Raw genomic sequence first — 16,300 nt, 5'->3', positions numbered from 1 at the left:
TCACAGCTCCACGGCGAGTCGTTGCACCAGCTCCAGGCTGCCGACGAGCCGTTCGAGCTCGTCGGCGAACCCCTCCTTCGCGCTGAGGAAACCCGGTGGGACCAGCTCCTCGTGGTGGTTGGCGCCGGCGTCGGCCAGCACCTCCAACGCCTCGTCCAGCGCGGACTGCGCCTCGCGCACGCTCCGGTAGGCGTCGCGGAGCAGCTCGCAGCTCCGTTCGAGCGCGAGCTTGACCTCGCCGACCGACGTCACAGCCTGGACTGGATGCCGTCGGCCTGGGTGATGCCGGCCTCGAGGTGCTTGCGGAGGTCGCCGACGCCGGAGACCACCTGCGCGAACTGGGCGTTGGCCTGCTCGACGTCGGACTGGTCGCTGCCCTGGGTGGCCTGGCGCAGCAGGGCCTGCGCGTCCTCGGCGAGGTCGGCGGCCTGCTGGAGTGCCTGGGCGCTCTGGCCCGCCTTGTCGACGGCCTGGGCGATCGCGGCGCGAACCTCTTCGATGCTGGCCATGGCGGTTCCCGACCCCTCCTGATAACGCGCGTTTGGTGTTGCCCGTACGTGAAAGTAGTACCGAAAGTTTGCGACTTCACAAGCGGCATCGGCTGACCGGGTGGATTGTGAATCCACTCGTTCGGGCCATCGTCGTCGATCTTAGTCGGGCACCGTCCACACGAATGCCGAAGCCGGTGTGGCTGTCAGTTCCAATGCGGTTATTCCGGCAGGTGGAACGGGGCTCGCCAACCAGCGGACCACGGCCGACTCGCCCTCCCACGTGACGCCGGACCACCCCGGACGGCCCAGTGCGCCGACCGCGTCGAGTAGTGCCTCGGTGGGAGAATCGACACTCTTTCCGAGATCGACGTGCACGCAGAGCAGATCGCCTGACTGGGCCACCCGGGTGATCTTGCCACTCCGGGCGACCCGACTGGCCACCGCCCGTGCCTGCCATTCCGCGCCCGCCGTCCGGTCGGCGACCACGTCCACCCTCAGCAACAACCGGGTACCCGGTTCGGGGACGGTCTGCACCACCGGTTCGGGCGCGGGCACGGGACTCCGGCGCTGCGGGTCACCACCGGCCCACGCCTCCACGAGCAGCCTCTCGGCACCCGGAACCACCGCGTCGAGCACGTCGGGATCGTCCAGCACGGTCCACGCGGTGGGCGGCTCGCAGGCGACCCGCGGCGTCGGGAACCCGTCGCCGAGCGACCGCACGAACCCCCGCACCGACCGCGCCAACGCGCCCGCCACGTTCTGCCCGACCCGCTCGCCGCTGTCCAGTCGCACCATCACCGACCAGCACCCGGGCTCCTCGTCGGAGCAGTCGCCGACCTGCACGACCGTGCCGCCGACGAGCCGCACGAGCCGACCGCAGGCAGCACGGGCACCGGCCTCGTCGTCGGCGGCGACAACGGCCGTGATCAGCAGTTCGAGGTCTTCTCCCACCATCGTGGAAGAAATTGTCCAACACGAAGGTGAACACCGGAACAGCAGAGTTGATTTGAGGGGTGCTCGCTTGTCATCCGGTGCTGCCCACTGCTGCGTCTGCGCACCTCGGCGCCGGGTCGGTCCGTGGTCAGATGTCCTCGGCCCGTACCTGGTCGGCGATTTCCACCAGCGAACGCCCGTTGGCGTACCAGCGGCTCGTCCCCTGGACTGCCTTGATGCGCTGACCCGCCTGGCGAAGCATGTCCTTGACCAGGCCGCTCGGCGAGTAGCGCCCGCCGTCGGCTGCCCACAACAGCGGCTTCGCCCGGTTGTTGACCCAGGTCGCCTGGCCCCGTTGCGGGTCCTCGGCCAGCCAGCCGTCGAGCACCCGCTTCTCGGTTGCTCCCTGTGGGCGGAACTCGAGGATGGTGCCGTCGGTGATGGCGGCGGCGTTGACCAGGGCGATGACCGCGTTGACCGTCCGGGTGCCTCGCGCCTGCGACGACGACCGGTATTCGCTGGGCAGGTCGGGCGCCGGCGCACCCGACCTGAGATCGGCCAGCACCAGTGCGGCGAGCTCGGCGCACCGTTGGGGGTTGCGGAGGGTCGGGGGAATGAACGAGGTGCTGGGGTACTTGGAGTCGATCCAGTGGATCAGCCAGTCGAGCACGGTGGAGGTCAGTGCGGGGACACGGCCGAGAGCGGCGCCCCAGTCGTAGTCGGCGTTGCCGATCTCCCTCGTCCCGATGTGCTGGAAGATGATGTGGGCCGTCAGGAACTCGGCCTCCTCGGCGACGCGGGCCGCACGTCCTTCACGGCTGTCCCGCTCGGCTTGGAGCAGACCGTTCACCTGACGGAGCAGCTCGACGGACCTCCATACCTGAAAAGCGTTCGTCCGGCTCGTGAACAGGGCGTGGTACGTACCCGTGGGCCCTGTCTCCCACAGCACCGAATCGCTGGCTTTCGCGCGGGCGGCGAAGGTCGGATCAGGATGCGCAGCGGCAAGTGCTCTGGCTGCTTCGACCACGGTGCAGCCGGAGTCGGACAACGGCTCGGCGTCGCCGCGTGCGATGACGTAGGTCTTTCGAAGATTCAGCACAAATTCGGTACGGAGGTTCCGCTGTCGATCATCCAGTGCGACGAAGTCCCGTGCTTCCACCTGGTTCTGCGTGTTCGTCGCCTGGGTCACTTCGTCCGCGAACTCCGGCGGACAACTCTCCAGGGAGATCAGGCGTACCCACACCCTGGCGTCACTGGTTCCGGGAGCGGTTTGAACGCTGTCGTGGATGGCCTTGACGGTTTGCGCGCCGTTGACGATGCTTGCACCGGTCAGGGTGAAGTCGCCCGCCGCGTTGCTCGATCCTCGCGGAGACTTCCGCAGCGAGTCGCAGAGCACGGTGATGCCGTTGTTGAAGTACCAGAAGTGCTCAGGGTTCTCGCGAAGGGTGGTACGCAGCTTTTGATTGACCTCGGTGAGGCCGAGTGGGCGGCGGATGTTCTGCGCAAAGAGCTTCACGCCGTGCTCCGAGTACCAGGCTGCGACGTCCACGACCGGGAGGATGCCGTAGTACGCCCGGTACGGATCGCTGAGCTGCCCCCAGTTCTCCAGGCGGGCCTCCAGGCTGATCTTCGTGTCCGCCAGGCCGTTCCGCACGATCTTGTAGAAGTCCGCGAACCGCATGACTTTCAACTCGGCCAGCGGTTCGAGTTCGTTCAGCTGGTCGACTATCGCGTCGAGGTCCTGCCGAACGACGTCCGAGATCTGCGTATCACCCATCAGGGCGATGACGAGGGTGATCTGCACTCCCGCCGTCCCGATGACCTCGTCGACGGATTTGACCAGTTTCTGGAACCGTTCGTTGAACTTCTCGTAGTCGCCGTCCTGGAGTAGCCTGACGCCGCGGTCGAGCTTTAGTGCGGCTGCCTGGTCGAGGCCTGCCCGCCCCTTGTCGCTCCACTTGGACTGGACCAACCACAACCTTTTTGAGGCGGAGTCGACCGCGATGCCGTCGATTCCGTTGTCGTCGGCACCGTCGATTACCCCTGCGGCGGCCTCTTCGGGTTTGCAGCCGGTGAGGTCCTGTAGCGCAAGTGCGGTGAGCGCTCGTGACAGGAAAGCCTGATCCCGCTCTGCTTCCGCGCGGCCTGACAGGTCGCGCATGTCGATGTGCAGACCGAAGTCCCGCTGTAGTTGCTCGGCGACGTGCCTTACCTGAAGGGGCATGTTGCTCAAGTCGCGTCCTCACGATCCGTCTGTGCATACCGCATATCCCGAGGAGGGCGCACTCCACTTGACGGCAAGTGCGTCTGTTCGGCCCGGCGTGTAGTTCAAGTGCACATTAACGTCTGGTCGGCTCGGTTGCGGCGCAACACGATCGACTGAACATCTCGACTTGACCTGGAGCGCGCTCCAGGTAGTTGGGTGGTGGCATGACGGAGAACCTGGAGGGCAAGGTCGCGCTGGTGACGGGCGCGTCGTCGGGCATCGGGGCGGCGACCGCGGTCGCGCTCGCCGGTGCCGGCGCGGCGGTCGTGGTCGGTGCGCGGCGGGTCGACCGGTTGCGCGAGGTGGCGGAGCGGATCACCGGCGCGGGTGGTCGGGTGCTGGCCGTGGAGCTGGACGTGACCGACGAGGCGTCCGGCGAGGCGTCCGTGGCGCGGGCGGTGGCGGAGTTCGGCGGGGTGGACGTCCTGGTGAACAACGCCGGGGTGATGCTGCTCGGGCCGGTCGAGGGCGCGGACACCACCGACTGGACCCGGATGGTGTCGACCAACCTGCTCGGCGCGATGTTCCTGACCCGCGCCGCGCTGCCGCACCTGGTGGCGCGCAAGGGCGCGGTCGTGCAGGTGTCCTCCACCGCCGGGCGGCTCGCGCGGGCCGGTGGCGCGGTGTACGCGGCGACCAAGTTCGGGCTCAACGCGTTCAGTGAGGCGTTGCGGCTGGAGGTGAGCGGGCGCGGGGTGCGGGTGGTCGTGGTCGAGCCCGGCGTGGTGGAGACCGAGCTGCGCGAGCACATCACCGACGCGGGCGCGAAGGAGGCCATCGAGCGGGCCGCGAACGCGATCCGCCAGCTGACCGCCGAGGACGTCGCGCGGGCCGTGCTGTACGCCGTCGCGCAGCCCGAACACGTGGCGGTGAACGAGATCCTGGTGCGGCCGGTCGACCAGGCCTGGTGACCGTCAGCCCCGGCGCAGCACCCGGTGGACGAACTCGACCACGTCCGCCAGCACGGCGTCGCGCCCGGTCTCGTTGAACACCTCGTGCCGCGCGCCGGGGTAGATCCGCTCCTCGAACAGCAGGCCGCGGATCCGGTCGGTGCCGGTGCGGGTGTCGGCGAGCGGCACGAGCTCGTCGGCGTCGCCGTGCAGCCACAACACCGGCAGGTCCTCCAGCGCGGGCCCGAAGTTCACCTCGTCCAGACCGCGCTCGACGGCCTCCAGCGTCGCCCGGGGGAACGCGCCGTGCCACACCAGCGGGTCGGCCGAGTACCGCTCGCCCACCTCGGGGTCCCCGGAGAGCAGCTCCGGGTCGATCGGGGTGTCCGGCACCTCGGCCTGGCCGAGCGCGTCCAGACCCTCCCACGCGCCCAGCAGGGGCGCGGAGAGCACCAGCGCGGTCAACGGGCGCAGCTGCGCGTACCGGGTCGCCACGAGCCCGCCGAGGTCGTGGCCGACGAGCACGGTCGGCAGGTCCGACGCCGCCGAGCTGACCGCCGCCGCCACGTCGAGCACCAGGCCGTCCAGGTCGGGCACCACGGCGCGCGGTCCGTCGGAACCGCCGTGGCCGGGCAGGTCGGGTGCCACCACGAGCGCGCCGGCCGCCACCAGGGCGTCGGCCACGTGCCGGTAGCGGCCGGAGTGCTCGCCGTACCCGTGCACGAGCACGGCGAGCCACGTGGCGTCGAGGTTGGGCCAGGTCCGGACGCGGAGTTCGCCGGCGTGGCCGGGAACGTTGGACTCGATCACCTAGGCAGCGTAGAACGCGCTGATCTCGATCTTCCCGCCGCCGCAGACCAGGCCGAGGCCCCAGGTCAGCGACATCGGCCTGGTCTCGTCCGGCGGGATGGCCGCGGCGCTCGTCGCCTCCGGCTCGCACGGCTTGTCCTGCGGTTCGGAACCGGTCGGCACCACCGTCCAGTGCAGGTTGGCCGCCGCCGACGCGCCCGCCGCGAGGGTCAGCGGCGTCGGCCCGGGCGTGTCCACGCGCTGGAGGTTCGTCGGCACGGGCTGACCGCCGGCGTCCAGCAGCTGCAACCCGCTGTACCCCTTGAGCGTGCACTCCGCGCCGCTCTTGTTGGTCACCACGAGCTTGCCGTACCGGTTGCCCGCGCCCGCGTCGGAGTTCTCCGCCTTGGCGCTCAACGAGTCCGCCGTGCAGCGGTTCGACGCGGGCGCGGCCGTGGTCGCCTGGGTCGGCGGCACGGCCGGGCTCGACGGCGCCGCCGACGGACTGGGCGAGGCGGACGTGACCACCACGGTCGTCTGGGTCGCCACCGGCGCGGGGCTGCCGCACGCGGTGAGCACGGCCACCGGGACACCGCACGCGGCGAGGAGAAGTCGCCTCATGTCCACCTCCAGGGATCGGATACGTGGTCCTACCAACAGGACGGGCCCGAGGGGGTCGGGGTTGGCCCTGTCGGCCGGGAATTCACCGGATCGGGCACCTCACCCGTGAGGTTCCGCCCACCCGTCGGGCAGCACGGCGAGTCCCTCGACCGCCGCGGTCCACAGGTAGGTCCAGCAGACCCGGCCGTCGGGCAGCGTCACCCGGACGCGGCGGTACTCGTCGCCCTCGTACTCGTCCAGCACGGGCAGCGCGTCCTCGGGCGACTCCAGCCGCAGCACGTGGCCGGGCACGCCGGGACCGGTTCCGGGGCGCAGGGCCGGGTAGCCGCGGCCGCTGTCGAGCAGCAGGCCGGGCAGCCGCGCGGCGGTGGGCTCGTCCACCACGAACGGCGCGACGACGTCCCACGCGGACAGGCCCGGCTGGAGGGTGCCGTAGACGAACAGCCGGTCCGGCCAGTCGTCCGGCGAGGGGTCGCCGTGCACCGGGGTGACGTCCAGTCCGTCGGTGAGGGCGGCGCGGCCGGCCATGAAGCGGGCCCGGCGCTGGTCGACGTCGGCGCAGCGCACCGGGCGGCCGGCCGGCGACAGCAGGGGCATCCGGTGCTTGCCGGCGCGGCCCGTGTAGGCCAGGACGGAGTCGATCACGCTGCCGTCGAACAGCGTCACCCGACCGGTGTGCACCCGGACGAGCTGGTAGCGCAGACCGCGGCCCTCGCAGCGGTCGAGCACGCGGAGCTGGTCGGCCGTGGCGAACCAGACGGCGTGCTCCTCCTCGAGACCGGGCGCGGCGGCGAGCGTCGCGGGCCGCTGCCCGTCGGACTTGCGGAAGCCGGCGGCCCAGACCGCGGCGAGACCTTCACAGCGGGCCCGGAGCACGACCGCGGGCCCGGTCAACCCCAGCTCCTCGCGGAGCCACGTGACCTTGGACGGGTTCGCGTTGGACCCGTAGGCGAGCACCGGCGTGCGGGCCGCGAGCGGTGGTTCGCCGTGGTCGGCGAGCCAGTCGTCGAGGTCCTGCCCGTCCGGTGCCACCCGCCACCCGGAGTCGGCGCCGGGGTCCGGTGTGACCGGCCACCCCTCACCGTCCAGGTGAACGAAGCAGTGCCCCGGCCGAGCCCCCGGATAGGGCTCGGCCGGGTGACTATCGTCTGTGAAGGGCTGCGTCATGCTGCCCATTCTGGCAAGGCTCACGCCGAATTCACGTGACGTTGAGGTTCGGAGAACACTACCCATCGGATCTCTAAACCCCCTGAACTGGTGAAACCCGGCGTCCTGACCTGCCTTTACCGGTGCAGATCGGAGGGGTCGACGTGAGGTGTCACACGTTCTCCGCGCGCCGCGCGTCGTACGCCTCCTGGGCGGCCACGAGGTCGTCCAGGTTGTCCTCGATCCAGACGAACAAGCCCTTGATCTGCTCCGCGACCTGGGTACCCAAAGGGGTGAGGGAGTAGTCCACCCGTGGGGGGATCACCGGGTGCACGTCCCGGACCACCAGCCCGTCCCGTTCGAGTGACTGGAGCGCCTGGGCCAGCATCTTCTCGCTGACGCCGGTCACCGCGCGGCGCAGTTCGCTGAACCTCCGCGTGCCGTCGAGCAGCTTGCCCAGCACCAGGCTGCCCCAGTGCGAGGTCGCGTGGTTCGCGATCGTGCGCGAGGGGCAGTTGCGGTCGTACACGTCACCCTTCATGCCCATGCGCGCCACGTTACCTCGATGCTTTCCGATGTGTAAGTACCCCACGAAAAGGTAGGTACTTACGAAAAGTAAGCGGTCGCCCTAGCGTTCCCGGCATGACGACGTTGATCACCGGCGCGACCGGCAACCTGGGTTCCCTCATCGTGAAGCACCTCCGCGGCCGGGTGCCCGAACTCGCCGTGTCGGTCCGCGACCCGGCCAAGGCGGAGGGCCTGTGGCTCGAGGTCCGCAAGGGCGACTTCGACGGCGACCTCACCGGCGTGTTCGACGGCGTGGGCACCCTGGTGCTGGTGTCGGTCGACGGGCCGGACGACCTCCGGATCGCCCGGCACCGCAACGCGGTCGCCGAGGCCGTGCGGGCGGGCGTGACCCGGATCGTCTACACCTCGGTCAGCGACGCGGACACCTCGCCGCTGGGTCTGGCCGCGGTGCACAAGGCGACCGAGGAGCTGATCCGGGACACCGGCATCCCCTTCACGTTCCTCCGCAACGGCATGTACCACGAGAACTACACCCCGGCCCTCGCGCACGGCCCGATCACCACCGCCGCGGGCGACGGCCGGATCGCCAGCGTGTCGCGCGACGACCTGGCGCTGGCCGCCGCGGTCGTGGCGTCCACCGCCGGGCACGAGAACAAGGTGTACGAGCTGACCGGACCGCGGGCCTGGAGCTTCGCCGAACTGGCCGAGCTGGCCGGCACCACGCACGTGCCGGTGTCGGCCGCCGAGCGGGAGGCCGCGCTGATCGGGTTCGGGCTGCCGCCGTTCGTGGCCGGGCTGCTGACCGACATCGAGGTCAACATCGGTCGCGGCGCGCTGGCCGCGGTGCGGACGGACCTGGCGTCGTTGATCGGCCGGGCGCCGGTCGGCATCGAGGACGCCGTGAAGGCCGTGCGGGAAGCGGGGTGAGGCCGGGGTCCGGCCGGGTGGACGCGGGGCCACCCGGCCGGAGCCCGCGTCAGCCGTCGGCCAGCAGCAGCGCCGCGTCGATCTCGGCGTGTGCCTCCGGGTGGTGCTCCCACCATTCGGCGTACGCCGGGTTGCGCGGCAGCACGGCCCGGTAGGCCTTGGCCGCCGCCTGGAACACGTCGTGCGCCCGACCCGAGGCCGGACCCTCCCGCCGGGTGGCCAGCAGCAGGTCGACCATCAGCGGCGAGCCCTTGAGCGGCTTGATCACGATGCCGTCGCCGCCGCGGGACTGCGGCAGCGCGAAGGACACCGCGCCGTTGGCGACCAGGCTGCGCGCGGTGGACGCCTCGTTGACGTGGTGGGTGAACTTCGGCACGAACCCGGCCTCCGCGCAGACCGCGAAGATCTGGATGCGGTTGCCGACGAACTCGTCGGCGGGCGACACCCAGTCGCGGTCGGCGAGCGAGGCCAGGTCCACCTCGTCGTCCTGACCCAGCGGGTCCCAGTCGGGCAGGGCGACGAACTGCGGTTCGGACACCAGCCGACGCACCTCGAGGCCGCGGAACTCGCGGCGTTCCATGCCCTCGAAGCGGTCGAGCACGGCCAGCTGGACCTGACCGGACACCAACTGCTCCAGCAGGTCCGAGGCGCCGGGCAGGATCTCGGTGCGGATCTCCGAGCACGGGATGACCTTGCGCAGCTCCTCGACGAAGTGGCCGAAGAACAAGGTGGGCACCCCGCCGACGATCAGCGGGCCGGGCGTGCCGTCGGACGCCGCGGAGCGGGACTTGGCGAGCGACACCAGCTGGCCGACCTCGTCCAGCACCAGCCGGGCGGTGCCGACCACCTGCTTGCCGAGGTCGGTCGGGACGGAGCCGCCCGGGGTGCGGTCGAAGAGCTGACCGCCCACGATGCGTTCGACGGTGCGGAGTTGGGCGCTCATCGCCGGCTGGGTGAGACCCAGCCGGGTGGCGGCCTTCGTGAGACTTCCCTCGTCGGCGATCGCGCAGACCGCTCTGAGGTGGCGGAGTTCGAGCTCGGGCATAACGTCCTTCTATCCCCCTTTTGAATGAGCCGCCACCCCCTCGGGCCGCCATAGTTGGCGGAGCAACCCTGCGAAGAGGAGATCACGAGATGCGCGCGAGCCAGATCTACTGAGGTCGTGGCCGTCGACCGACCTGATCCACCACGTGGTCGAGCGAACCGGAAACCGTTTACGCGGGCGGATTCCTGGGGCGCCGGGGTCGGTCGTACGGGCCAGGGGGGTGTGCGGCGGACGTCCCCACCCCTGTGTGCGGAGCCGCCGGTCGTGACTGCGGAGTAGCGACCGGCGGCTTCGTCGCATTTTCAGTAGCGTCGGGGCCATGTCAGTTGTCGACAGCCCCGTTGGCTGGGTGAACGAGCACATCCGGCAGTACGTCGAGACGGACGGCGCGCAGGGCCACGAGTGGCGTCCGGGCGTGTACACGCTCCTGCTCACCGTCAAGGGCCGCAGGTCCGGCGAGCCGCGCCGCACCGCCCTCATCTACCAGCCCTACGAGGACTCCTACGTGGTCGTCGCCTCGCACGGCGGCGCGCCGCGCGACCCGGCCTGGTACCGCAACCTCCAGGACGACCCGACCGCCGAGGTCCAGGTGGGTGCCGAGCGCTTCCGGGCCACGGCGCGGACGGCCACCGGCGCCGAGCGCGCGCGGCTGTGGGACCTGATGAACGAGGTCTGGCCGGACTACGCCGACTACCAGACCAAAACCGACCGCGAGATCCCGGTGGTAGTCCTGGACCGCACCTGACCCGCCTCGCACCCGACCCGCCTCGGCCTCGTCCCGGCCGAGCCGCGCCGGCCGAGCCACCCTGAGGCCGCTCCGAGCCGCCCTGAGGCCGCTCCGAGCGGCCGGCCCGAAATACCGGCCCGAAATGTCGGCCCCCTCACCCGGCTCTGGTCGAGCCGCTCCGGGGAACCACCGGCTCCACCCCGGCCCTGGCCGAGCCGCTCCGGGGAACCACCCGTCCCACCCGGCCCTTGCCGACCGCTCCGAGAGAGCGACCCGGCTCGCCGGATCCCGGTCCGATTCGACGGAGATCGCTCGGCGGGTGCCGGCAAGGCGCCCGCCGAGCGGGCGTGGACGGCGTGGCTGGTGTGTTCAATTGTAGGCTTGTCGAATCGTAGAACAATCCCACAATCCCCACGATGATGACCCCGACCCCGACCCCGACACCAGCCCCGGGGCTGGCCCGAGCCCGACACCAGTCCCAGTCCCAGTCCCGGCCTGAGCCTCGGCACCGGCTCCGGCCCTGGCTCGAGCCTCGGCACCGGCCCTGAGTCGGGCGCGGCTCGGCCCTATGCGTGGCTCGAGTTCGAGCGTGGCCTGGGCTCGGGGGCGTGGCTCGGGTGCAGCGACCCCGGGGCGGGTTTGTTCAATTGAAGAATTGATGGATTGTTGAATGATTCCACGAATCTACGATCCGATGATCGCGGTTCGGGAGATTTGGCTGCCGCTGCCGCTGCCGCTGCCGCCGCTGCCGCCGCTGCCGCCGCTGCCGCCGCTGCCGCCGCCGCTGCCGCTGACGGCGCCGGCGCGGTTGCGATTGCTGTTGCGGAGGCTTGGCGGGGTTGGGGTGGGTGGCGCTTCGTTTTCGTCGCCCGGGCGGCAGGTTCGGCGGGGTCAGGTCGGCGGGGTCGGCGGGTTGGGGCCGGCGGGGTTCCGGCCGGCGGATTCGGGTCAGGGGGTTCGGGTCAGGGGATCGGCACCGCCGCGCCGGTCACCGTCACGCGCGGGTCGTCGGGGCGCACGTCGATCCGCAGCACGCTCGGCCGTCCCATGTCGACACCTTGGTGCACGGTGATCGCGCGCGGCTCGCGGACGTGGCCCAGGGTGCGCAGGTAGCCGCCGAACGCGGCCGCCGCGGCGCCGGTGGCCGCGTCCTCCACGACACCTCCCACCGGGAACGGGTTGCGGGCGTCCCAGGTGTCGGCGGAGCGGGGGAACAGCAGGTCCGCCGTCACCGCGTCGTGCGAGCGGAGCAGGTCGGCCAGCGCGTCGAAGTCGTAGTCCAGGTCGGCCAGACGCTCGCGGGTGGCGGCCACCAGCACGAGGTGCCACGCGCCGCCGAACGCCCAGCGCGCCGGGTAGGCCGGGTCCAGGTCGGACTCCGCCCAACCCAGGGCGGTCAGCGCGGCGGCGATCTCGGCGGGCGTGGCGTCGGCGGACTCGGTCGGCACGCTCGTCAGGCTCGCCGTGCCGGGCGCCGCGGCCACCTCGACCAGGCCCGCCCGGGTGTGGAAGCGCAGCAACCCCGTGCGGCCGAGGGCGACCGCGGCGGCGACCGTCGCGTGACCGCAGAACGGGATCTCCACCAGCGGGCTGAAGTAGCGCACGTCGAACGCGTCCGGCTCGGCCGTCGGGCGCACGAACGCGGTTTCGGAATATCCCACCGAAGCGGCGACGGCGAGCATCGCGGCGTCGTCCAGCCCGGTAGCGTCGAGCACGACACCGGCGGGGTTCCCGCCCTCCGGGTCGGTGGTGAAGGCGCTGTAGCGGAGCACGTCGGTCATGGCTGCCAGGGTGCGCCCCGATCCGGCATCGAGTCCAACGATTCTCTCCGATGTGATCCATCGCTATTGTCGATGACCATGGACACCCGCCTCCTGCGCACGCTCCTCGTCCTCGCGCGCACCGGCAGCTTCACCGCCGCCGCCACCGAGCAGCACCTGGTGCAGTCCACGGTGACGAGCCAGGTCAAAGCCCTGGAGCGACACCTGGGCGCGCGGTTGTTCGACCGGCTGCCCACCGGCGCGCGGCTCACCGAGGCGGGCCGCCGGGCCGTCGAGCACGCGCGCGAGGTGCTGGCCGCCGAGCAGCGGCTGCGGGACGCGGTCCGGGGCAGCACCGCGGTCGAGGGCGACGTGCGGATCGGCGCGCCCGAGTCGGTGTGCGCCTACCGGTTGCCGCAGCGGATCGCGGACGTCGCGCTGCGCTGGCCGGGCATCACGGTGCACCTCTCGCCGGTGGGCACCCGCGAGGCGCTGGCGGGCGTGCGCAACGGCGGCCTCGACCTCGGGCTGGTGCTGGAGGAGGCGGTGGTGGCCTCCGGGCTGGAGGTGACCGCGCTGGGCGTCGAGCCGATCGAACTGGTGACGGCGCCGGGCGTGGCCGTGGACGAGCGGTACTTCCTGCTGGAGGAGGGCTGCTCGTACACCGACCGGTTCGTCCGCGAGCTGGCCGCGACGCCGAACATCACCCGGTTCGGCAGCATCGAGGCGGTGCGGTCGTGCGTGATGGCCGGGCTCGGGTGGACCGTCCTGCCGCGGGTCGCGGTGGCCGAGCAGCTCGACGCGGGCACCCTGCACACCGTGCGCGACCTGCCCGACAGCACGCTGTTCCTGGTCACCGACCCGCGCCGGAGCAAGTCGGCGGCGGTCCGCGCGGTCGCCGCCGCGCTCACCTGAGCCGCGCTCACCGCAGGCCGAGGCCCGCGACCATGCCCTCGCAGCTGCGCACCACCATCGACGCGGCCCGGCGCTGGGCGTTGTCCAGCGCCGGGTTCACCGTCTGCTCGCGCCACCGGCCCAGCGTGTCCAGCACCGCGTGCCGCAGCTCGGTGTCGCTCGGCTCGTACTCCAGGCCCAGCCTGGCCAGCATGCTGGTGCCCAGCCCGCCGACCAGCCGGGCGGCCTCGTCGTCCAGCTCACCGGGGAACCGCACCCGACCGCCGTGCAACGCGGCCAGCAGGCGCAGTTCGCGGAAGTCGTGCGCCGAGGCCACGAGCTGCTCCATGGCCGCGGTGAGCCCGACGGCGGCCGGTCGAGGCTCGGCGCGCAGCACCACGTCCAGGCCCAGCAACGCGGCCCGGGCCTTCAGCACGTCCTTGCGTTCGGCGAAGTACAACCCGATCGACTCGCGCAGCTCGCCCAACCCGCTGCGCTGCACCAGTTGTGCGGTCAGCTTGACCTGCGTGTCGTAGCCCTGCCGGATCAACGTGGTGGTCAGCCGCACGCCGAAGATCCCAAACCGGTCCACCAGCGCGCGTCGCACGCCGGCGTCCAGCTGGATCGGGAAGTGGTGCGCCACGAACCGGTCCGCGGACAGCAGGTGGTCGTCCAACCCGGTGCGGGGCAACGAGGCCAGCGCGGCGAGGGCGGCGAACTCGTCCTCGCGCAACGTCCGCGCCGCCACCGCGAGCAGCCCGGCGACCGCGACCACGTTCTGGCACACCGGCACCACCTGCGCCTCGCGCCGGTACCGGCGGGCGATCTGCTTGGCCGAGGTCAGCGCGTCGATCCGGCCGGCACCGATCTCGTCGGCCCGCGCGAGCACGACCACCGTGCCCACGGGCGTGGCGCGGGCGAACGGGTGGTCGTGGGCGGCGCGCAGGTACTCCAGGTCGTTGTGGTGCAGGTGCCTCGTCAGGTACAGCACGGCGTCCGCGTCCCGGTACACCTGCTCGACGGCCGCGCCCGCCGGGTTGTCGATCAGGGTGAGGTCGCGCAGCGAGCGCGACGGCCACTCCACGTCGATCCGGTTCGCGCCGGACGCCTCGATCACCACCCGGCCGTCCCGGCGCACCATCGGCACCTCGTGCGGGCCCACGTGCGCGTGCGGCCGCGGGCCGTCGCGGAACCAGGTGACCGCGCCGCCCGTGTCGAACTCGTCGCCGATCAGCGCGCCGGCCAGGGTGGACTTGCCGACCAGCGGCGGTCCGGCGACCCCGATCCGCAGCGGCTCGTCGATCCGGGCCACGTAGCCGCGCAGCCAGGCCGTGGCGCGCGGGCTGTCCCGGTACACCGACAGCGCGTCGTTGAGCAGGTGCCAGACCTCGTCGCCGAGCATCAGGCGCTGATCCCGAGCGGCGCGGGTGTGCCCGCGAGGGCCTGCACGCGCCGGTAGAGCGCGACCAGCCGGTCGAGTTCCTGCCGCGCCTCGTGCGCCCGGCGCTCGCGCTCGGCGGTGTCCGCCTGCACGGCCCGCCGCGCGCCCCGTGCCGACTCCAGCAGGGTTTCCTGGAGTTCCTCGGCCAGCGTGCCGAAGTGGTCGCGCAGGCTGCGCTGGACCTGGCGCGCGGCGTCCCGGCAGTCCTTGCCGAACCGCAGGAAGAAGTCGTCCACGTGCCGCTGCGCCGCGGCCTTCGCCGCCGCCTGCCGCCGCTTGAGCCGCTGGTCGCTTTCGTCGTACACGGCCTTGCCCCCGAACAGCGCGCCCGCGCCGAGCGAGACCGCGTTGATCAGCGGCATCCCGGCGAGGCTCGTGACCAGTCCGAACATGAGGACCCCACCGTAGGACCCGCGAAGCCCGGTGAACAGCTTCTGCGCCACACCGAACTTCTCGATCCGCGGTCGGTCCGGTTTGGACACCCGCTCCAGCACGTCGTCGGGGAACACCGATTCGGGCAGCAGGTCGTCCCGGTGCACCGGGAAGCTCTTGGCCACCTTCTCCGCGACCCACTGCGCGCGGTCGAGCAGCCAGGCGAAGTTCGCGGCGGCGGCCTCGGTCAGGTTGGCCTCCAACCACTCCTCGAACGCCTCCCAGCCGCGTGCCGGGTCGGCGGTCTCGAAGGTCTTGTCGACCTCGCGCAGGATCCGCCTCGTCCGGTCGCGCAGGTCGAACTCCACGTCGGACACCAGGTCGGCCATCTCGTCGGCCAGCACGGTCTGCCAGCGCGCGGACCGGCGGCGCAGCTCGTCGATGCGGCGCTGCGCCTCGTTGAGCGCGGCCACCGCCTCCTCGGCGCCGCGGGCGCCGCGCGCCTCGACCTCCTCCCGCACCGGCGCGACCAGCTGCCGGATCGCGGAACCGGCCGACACCGCGACGACCCGGCTGGTCAGCACGTCGGCGGCGGCCACGATGTCGCGCTGCACGCACTCGAGCAGTTCCGGGAAGCCGGACTCGGCGTTGAGGGCCTGGTCGCCGGTCTTCGCCGCGCGCAGCCGCAGCGCGGACGACACCGGTACCAGCCGTGCCGTCACGCCCGCGCGGGCCAGGTGACCCCGGTTGCGCTCCAGCACGTGCCGCCAGCCGGTGGTGATGTCGATCTTGGTGAGCACCACGACCACGTTCGGGCAGGACGTCATCACCCGTTTGAGGAGGTCCAGTTCGGACCCGGACAGCTCGGCCGTGGCGTCCGAGACCATCAGCACCGCGTCCGCCTGGAGCAGCGCGGCGAACGTGGCGGCGGTGTGCGCGGGCCGCGGCACGCCGACGCCCGGCGTGTCGATCAGCACCAGGCCTGAGGTGAGCAGGGCGCGCGGGATGCCGACCTCGGCCCGCACCAGCTCACCCGCGTGCGGCGTGCTGACCTCGCCCGCCACCGCGTCGATCGGCACCGGGATCCGCTCGGTCGGCGCGTCGGCGGACGTGCGCACGAGCGCGGCCGACGGGGTGTCCGCGTGCTTCACGAACGTGGGCACCGTGGTGGTGACGTCGTCACCGACCGCGCACACCGGCGCGTTGACCAGGGCGTTGACGAGCTGGCTCTTGCCCTGCCTCGACTCGCCGACGACGAGCACCCGCAGCCCGGGCCCGAGCCGCCCGGCGCGCTGTTCGCGCAGCCGTTGGGCCAGGTCGGGGCGGTGGTGCGCGGTGCACGCCCTGATCGTGTCGTCGAGCACGTCGAGCCAAGGCGCGGACATCACTCGGAAGAGTCTGCCGTGTTCAGCCTGTCACGTAAAAGGAGGCCGGCCCCGTCGACTGGACGGGACCGGCCTCCGCGGGAGG

Annotated in this window: 16 protein-coding genes; 4 read left to right on the top strand and 12 right to left on the bottom strand. The window is 71.7% G+C overall.

The annotated features are described in order from the left end of the window. The 4 genes from AB0G50_RS24030 to AB0G50_RS24015 all read right to left on the bottom strand — a co-directional run bounded on the left by AB0G50_RS24030 (nucleotide 1) and on the right by AB0G50_RS24015 (nucleotide 3,648). Entirely contained in the window at nucleotides 1-252 is a 252-nt protein-coding gene (locus AB0G50_RS24030) for a hypothetical protein (RefSeq protein WP_360112370.1), read from the bottom strand. Further along, nucleotides 249-509, bottom strand: coding sequence for a hypothetical protein (locus AB0G50_RS24025; RefSeq protein WP_360112368.1), 261 nt, complete (start codon nucleotides 507-509; stop codon nucleotides 249-251). Before AB0G50_RS24025 ends, AB0G50_RS24030 begins: the two co-directional genes overlap by 4 nt. Nucleotides 510-650: 141 nt before the next feature. After that, nucleotides 651-1,445, bottom strand: a complete 795-nt coding sequence (locus AB0G50_RS24020) for a hypothetical protein (protein WP_360112366.1) — start codon at nucleotides 1,443-1,445, stop codon at nucleotides 651-653. Nucleotides 1,446-1,572: 127 nt separating this feature from the next. Further along, complete coding sequence (locus AB0G50_RS24015) at nucleotides 1,573-3,648, bottom strand: AIPR family protein (RefSeq protein WP_360112423.1); 2,076 nt, start codon at nucleotides 3,646-3,648, stop codon at nucleotides 1,573-1,575. Between the two features lie 206 nt (nucleotides 3,649-3,854). Between AB0G50_RS24015 and AB0G50_RS24010 the strand changes: the two genes are divergently transcribed. Further along, a complete protein-coding gene (locus AB0G50_RS24010) occupies nucleotides 3,855-4,601 on the top strand; it encodes an SDR family NAD(P)-dependent oxidoreductase (protein WP_360112364.1) in 747 nt (248 codons plus the stop codon). A 3-nt stretch (nucleotides 4,602-4,604) separates the two neighbouring features. Here AB0G50_RS24010 and AB0G50_RS24005 read toward each other — a convergent pair whose 3' ends face one another. The 4 genes from AB0G50_RS24005 to AB0G50_RS23990 all read right to left on the bottom strand — a co-directional run bounded on the left by AB0G50_RS24005 (nucleotide 4,605) and on the right by AB0G50_RS23990 (nucleotide 7,683). Next, nucleotides 4,605-5,390 (bottom strand): alpha/beta fold hydrolase, encoded by a 786-nt coding sequence (locus AB0G50_RS24005; protein WP_360112362.1) that lies wholly within the window; start codon nucleotides 5,388-5,390, stop codon nucleotides 4,605-4,607. Beyond that, nucleotides 5,391-5,990, bottom strand: coding sequence for a DUF4232 domain-containing protein (locus AB0G50_RS24000; protein ID WP_360112360.1), 600 nt, complete (start codon nucleotides 5,988-5,990; stop codon nucleotides 5,391-5,393). Between the two features lie 99 nt (nucleotides 5,991-6,089). Further along, nucleotides 6,090-7,022 (bottom strand): gamma-glutamylcyclotransferase family protein, encoded by a 933-nt coding sequence (locus AB0G50_RS23995; RefSeq protein ID WP_360112358.1) that lies wholly within the window; start codon nucleotides 7,020-7,022, stop codon nucleotides 6,090-6,092. Nucleotides 7,023-7,308: 286 nt separating this feature from the next. Continuing rightward, entirely contained in the window at nucleotides 7,309-7,683 is a 375-nt protein-coding gene (locus tag AB0G50_RS23990) for a helix-turn-helix domain-containing protein (RefSeq protein ID WP_360112356.1), read from the bottom strand. A gap of 95 nt (nucleotides 7,684-7,778) precedes the next feature. Between AB0G50_RS23990 and AB0G50_RS23985 the strand changes: the two genes are divergently transcribed. After that, nucleotides 7,779-8,591, top strand: a complete 813-nt coding sequence (locus AB0G50_RS23985; protein ID WP_360112354.1) for an NAD(P)H-binding protein — start codon at nucleotides 7,779-7,781, stop codon at nucleotides 8,589-8,591. Between the two features lie 49 nt (nucleotides 8,592-8,640). On the opposite strand, the gene AB0G50_RS23980 is transcribed toward AB0G50_RS23985, so the two are convergent. Beyond that, the gene (locus tag AB0G50_RS23980; RefSeq protein WP_360112352.1) at nucleotides 8,641-9,636 is read right to left on the bottom strand and encodes a LysR family transcriptional regulator; all 996 of its coding nucleotides are present in this window, start codon (nucleotides 9,634-9,636) and stop codon (nucleotides 8,641-8,643) included. Between the two features lie 319 nt (nucleotides 9,637-9,955). Here AB0G50_RS23980 and AB0G50_RS23975 point away from each other — a divergent pair, with 319 nt between their 5' ends. Beyond that, entirely contained in the window at nucleotides 9,956-10,381 is a 426-nt protein-coding gene (locus AB0G50_RS23975) for a nitroreductase family deazaflavin-dependent oxidoreductase (RefSeq protein ID WP_360112350.1), read from the top strand. Between the two features lie 944 nt (nucleotides 10,382-11,325). On the opposite strand, the gene AB0G50_RS23970 is transcribed toward AB0G50_RS23975, so the two are convergent. Further along, nucleotides 11,326-12,144: a PhzF family phenazine biosynthesis isomerase gene (locus AB0G50_RS23970; protein ID WP_360112348.1), complete on the bottom strand. Its 819-nt coding sequence runs from the start codon at nucleotides 12,142-12,144 to the stop codon at nucleotides 11,326-11,328. Between the two features lie 78 nt (nucleotides 12,145-12,222). Between AB0G50_RS23970 and AB0G50_RS23965 the strand changes: the two genes are divergently transcribed. Beyond that, nucleotides 12,223-13,038, top strand: a complete 816-nt coding sequence (locus AB0G50_RS23965; protein ID WP_360112346.1) for a LysR family transcriptional regulator — start codon at nucleotides 12,223-12,225, stop codon at nucleotides 13,036-13,038. A gap of 7 nt (nucleotides 13,039-13,045) precedes the next feature. Here the strand turns inward: AB0G50_RS23965 and AB0G50_RS23960 are convergent, their stop codons facing one another. Then, a complete protein-coding gene (locus AB0G50_RS23960; protein WP_360112344.1) occupies nucleotides 13,046-14,419 on the bottom strand; it encodes a GTPase domain-containing protein in 1,374 nt (457 codons plus the stop codon). Then, complete coding sequence (locus AB0G50_RS23955) at nucleotides 14,419-16,215, bottom strand: dynamin family protein (protein ID WP_360112342.1); 1,797 nt, start codon at nucleotides 16,213-16,215, stop codon at nucleotides 14,419-14,421. Before AB0G50_RS23955 ends, AB0G50_RS23960 begins: the two co-directional genes overlap by 1 nt. Nucleotides 16,216-16,300: the final 85 nt, after the last annotated feature.

The sequence above is a fragment of the Actinosynnema sp. NPDC020468 genome, from assembly GCF_040642015.1.
Lineage (GTDB): Bacteria > Actinomycetota > Actinomycetes > Mycobacteriales > Pseudonocardiaceae > Actinosynnema.
This window is presented reverse-complemented; position numbering and strand designations above follow the sequence as displayed.

Excerpts from the sequence above, each read along its gene's own strand:
- AB0G50_RS23975 (WP_360112350.1), top strand. The coding sequence starts at position 9,956 with ATGTCAGTTGTCGACAGCCCCGTTGGCTGGGTGAACGAGCACATCCGG.
- AB0G50_RS23965 (WP_360112346.1), top strand. The coding sequence starts at position 12,223 with ATGGACACCCGCCTCCTGCGCACGCTCCTCGTCCTCGCGCGCACCGGC.
- AB0G50_RS23955 (WP_360112342.1), bottom strand. The coding sequence starts at position 16,215 with ATGTCCGCGCCTTGGCTCGACGTGCTCGACGACACGATCAGGGCGTGC.
- AB0G50_RS23960 (WP_360112344.1), bottom strand. The coding sequence starts at position 14,419 with ATGCTCGGCGACGAGGTCTGGCACCTGCTCAACGACGCGCTGTCGGTG.
- AB0G50_RS23985 (WP_360112354.1), top strand. The coding sequence starts at position 7,779 with ATGACGACGTTGATCACCGGCGCGACCGGCAACCTGGGTTCCCTCATC.
- AB0G50_RS23980 (WP_360112352.1), bottom strand. The coding sequence starts at position 9,636 with ATGCCCGAGCTCGAACTCCGCCACCTCAGAGCGGTCTGCGCGATCGCC.
- AB0G50_RS24015 (WP_360112423.1), bottom strand. The coding sequence starts at position 3,648 with ATGCCCCTTCAGGTAAGGCACGTCGCCGAGCAACTACAGCGGGACTTC.
- AB0G50_RS23990 (WP_360112356.1), bottom strand. The coding sequence starts at position 7,683 with ATGGGCATGAAGGGTGACGTGTACGACCGCAACTGCCCCTCGCGCACG.
- AB0G50_RS23970 (WP_360112348.1), bottom strand. The coding sequence starts at position 12,144 with ATGACCGACGTGCTCCGCTACAGCGCCTTCACCACCGACCCGGAGGGC.
- AB0G50_RS24025 (WP_360112368.1), bottom strand. The coding sequence starts at position 509 with ATGGCCAGCATCGAAGAGGTTCGCGCCGCGATCGCCCAGGCCGTCGAC.
- AB0G50_RS24020 (WP_360112366.1), bottom strand. The coding sequence starts at position 1,445 with ATGGTGGGAGAAGACCTCGAACTGCTGATCACGGCCGTTGTCGCCGCC.
- AB0G50_RS24000 (WP_360112360.1), bottom strand. The coding sequence starts at position 5,990 with ATGAGGCGACTTCTCCTCGCCGCGTGCGGTGTCCCGGTGGCCGTGCTC.
- AB0G50_RS24010 (WP_360112364.1), top strand. The coding sequence starts at position 3,855 with ATGACGGAGAACCTGGAGGGCAAGGTCGCGCTGGTGACGGGCGCGTCG.